The sequence below is a fragment of the Candidatus Erwinia dacicola genome (genome assembly GCF_001756855.1).
GTDB lineage: Bacteria > Pseudomonadota > Gammaproteobacteria > Enterobacterales > Enterobacteriaceae > Erwinia > Erwinia dacicola.
This window is the reverse complement of record NZ_MAYS01000377.1, coordinates 1-2,828: the sequence shown is the minus strand read 5'-3', so window position 1 is coordinate 2,828 and position 2,828 is coordinate 1. Positions and strand designations below refer to the sequence as shown.

The 2,828-nt window shown below is 49.9% G+C and carries 3 protein-coding genes; all 3 read left to right on the top strand.

Annotated elements, in window-relative coordinates; translation table 11 throughout:
• The first annotated feature begins 146 nt into the window (after positions 1–146).
• The 3 genes from BBW68_RS10645 to groL are packed head-to-tail and all read left to right on the top strand — an operon-like array spanning position 147 to position 2,403.
• A complete protein-coding gene (locus BBW68_RS10645) occupies positions 147–350 on the top strand; it encodes a hypothetical protein (RefSeq protein ID WP_070135342.1) in 204 nt (67 codons plus the stop codon).
• Positions 351–402: 52 nt separating this feature from the next.
• Positions 403–696 carry a co-chaperone GroES gene (locus BBW68_RS10640; RefSeq protein WP_070135341.1) on the top strand — a complete coding sequence of 98 codons (294 nt, stop codon included), beginning with the start codon at positions 403–405 and terminating at the stop codon, positions 694–696.
• Positions 697–756: 60 nt separating this feature from the next.
• Entirely contained in the window at positions 757–2,403 is a 1,647-nt protein-coding gene (gene groL, locus BBW68_RS10635) for a chaperonin GroEL (protein WP_070135340.1), read from the top strand.
• Positions 2,404–2,828: the final 425 nt, after the last annotated feature.

Sequence of the window (2,828 nt, the reverse complement as noted above, 5' to 3'; positions counted from 1 at the left end):
TGTAAGGGCGCTACGTTCACACACAGACTCACGCATAACCCCGTCATCACAGGGATGGTGCACTATGAAAGTCATGGTCAGGCGATCTCAAAAGATGCGATTCAATCTTCTAACTATCGAGCGCAAAGAATTAAATCTGATTGAGCATGATGACCGCCAAAATCGCCATTGATTTGACAAATAAATTCGCCAGCGGCGCACCCTCTGAGGCTGCGCCGTTTTTTTTGCACTGGGCAACCAATTGTATAAAAAAACGCCGAACGAAGCAGTTAATAAAAAAAAAATTAATCCTGCCCTTGAAAGAGAGGCTACCCGGCCTTATCTCTTCTGTCGACGAGGCCGATGCCTAAGCAGCACGGCCTTCATCCCGAAATGATTGGACTTCTCAAAGGAGAGCTAACAATGAAAATTCGTCCATTGCACGATCGTGTTATCGTCAAGCGTAAAGAAGTTGAATCCAAATCTACTGGCGGCATCGTGCTGACTGGTGCCGCGGCGGGCAAATCGACCCGTGGTGAAGTGCTGGCTATCGGTAACGGCCGCATCTTGGAAAACGGTGACGTGAAGCCGTTGGACGTGAAGGTGGGGGATGTCGTAATCTTCAGCGAAGGCTACAGCGCAAAAACTGAAAAAATCGACAACGAAGAAGTTCTGATTATCTCAGAAAACGATATTCTGGCGATTGTTGAAGGGTAATTCTCGCCCATTCATTTCACTTCAGTCACTTAACGTAATGAATTTAAGGAATAAGTAAAAATGACAGCTAAAGACGTAAAATTCGGTAATGACGCACGCGTAAAAATGCTGCGCGGTGTCAACGTACTGGCAGATGCAGTAAAAGTTACTTTGGGCCCGAAAGGCCGTAACGTGGTTCTGGATAAATCTTTTGGTTCACCGACTATCACCAAAGATGGCGTTTCTGTTGCGCGTGAAATTGAGCTGGAAGACAAGTTCGAAAACATGGGCGCGCAGATGGTGAAAGAAGTGGCCTCTAAAGCTAACGATGCTGCAGGTGACGGTACCACCACCGCAACCGTACTGGCTCAGTCCATTATCACCGAAGGCCTGAAAGCCGTCGCTGCGGGCATGAACCCGATGGATCTGAAGCGAGGTGTTGATCAAGCGGTTATCGCTGCCGTTGAAGAATTAAAAAAACTGTCTGTTCCATGCTCTGACTCTAAAGCTATCGCTCAGGTAGGTACTATCTCTGCTAATTCCGACGCAACCGTAGGCAAACTGATTGCTCAGGCGATGGAAAAGGTCGGTAAAGAAGGCGTGATCACCGTTGAAGAAGGCACCGGCCTGCAGGACGAGCTGGACGTGGTTGAAGGTATGCAGTTCGACCGTGGCTACCTGTCTCCTTACTTCATCAACAAGCCAGAAACTGGTGCAGTTGAGCTGGAATCTCCATTCATCCTGCTGGCTGACAAAAAAATCTCCAACATCCGTGAAATGCTGCCAGTGCTTGAAGCCGTGGCGAAAGCTGGTAAACCACTGCTGATTATCGCCGAAGATGTTGAAGGTGAAGCTCTGGCAACCTTGGTGGTCAACACCATGCGCGGCATCGTGAAAGTGGCTGCGGTTAAAGCACCAGGCTTCGGCGACCGTCGTAAAGCTATGCTGCAGGACATCGCTGTGCTGACCGGTGGTACCGTTATCTCTGAAGAGATCGGTATGGAGCTGGAAAAAGCTGGTCTGGAAGATATGGGCCAGGCGAAACGCGTTGTGATCAACAAAGACACCACCACCATCATTGATGGTACTGGTAAAGAGGCCAGTATCCATGGCCGCGTCACTCAGATCCGTCAGCAGATCGAAGAAGCGACTTCTGATTATGACCGTGAAAAACTGCAGGAGCGCGTAGCTAAATTGGCAGGTGGCGTGGCCGTGCTGAAAGTGGGCGCAGCAACTGAAGTTGAAATGAAAGAGAAGAAAGCGCGCGTTGAAGATGCTCTACACGCAACCCGCGCCGCAGTGGAAGAAGGTGTGGTTGCTGGTGGTGGTGTTGCACTAGTACGCGTGGCTTCTAAACTGGCTGAACTGCGTGGTCAGAACGAAGACCAGAACGTGGGTATCAAAGTGGCACTGCGTGCGATGGAATCCGCACTGCGTCAGATCGTTTCTAACGCCGGTGAAGAGCCATCTGTCGTCACCAACAACGTGAAAGCAGGTGAAGGTAACTACGGTTACAACGCGCAGACCGAAGAGTACGGCGACATGATCGACTTCGGTATCTTGGATCCAACTAAAGTGACCCGTTCTGCTCTGCAGTACGCGGCCTCTGTTGCTGGCCTGATGATCACCACCGAATGCATGGTAACCGACCTGCCTAAAGGCGATGCACCTGACTTAGGTGCTGGCGGTGGAATGGGTGGAATGGGTGGAATGGGTGGAATGATGTAATTCCACCGTTTTGCTTCCATTAAACGGTAAGTGATACAGAGTGCCCCGTCAGTTTTTCTGACGGGGCATTTTTTTTAGCCACAGGTTAAGCTGATCTTTTTATACAGCATCTCAGCCGCATCCTCGTCCCGATCGTCCAGCCGATATCTGATGCTGCACTGATCTTGGGTGCGCGCAACCTTCACCCAATACTCTGCGTTATCAGGCGCATTACTGAGAAAGACCACGCCCTTGATGGTTAGGAGATTGAATCGCCTCTTCTGAGAGCGCCCAACCATGAATGTTAGAACGAACTTATCCCTTTGATGCGGCGGACGTGCGTAGTTTTAAGTATGAAAATGCAGTTTTTGTCGTATTTTTAACCGGAAAGCCATTTTTTGGGCACACTGATCCGGCTTAGGCATCCGCATCCATCGCTTTTTCTC

What these genes read in the sequence shown, in the direction of transcription:
- BBW68_RS10640 (WP_070135341.1), top strand. Translation starts at nt 403, where the DNA reads ATGAAAATTCGTCCATTGCACGATCGTGTTATCGTCAAGCGTAAAGAA.
- BBW68_RS10645 (WP_070135342.1), top strand. Translation starts at nt 147, where the DNA reads ATGATGACCGCCAAAATCGCCATTGATTTGACAAATAAATTCGCCAGC.
- groL (WP_070135340.1), top strand. Translation starts at nt 757, where the DNA reads ATGACAGCTAAAGACGTAAAATTCGGTAATGACGCACGCGTAAAAATG.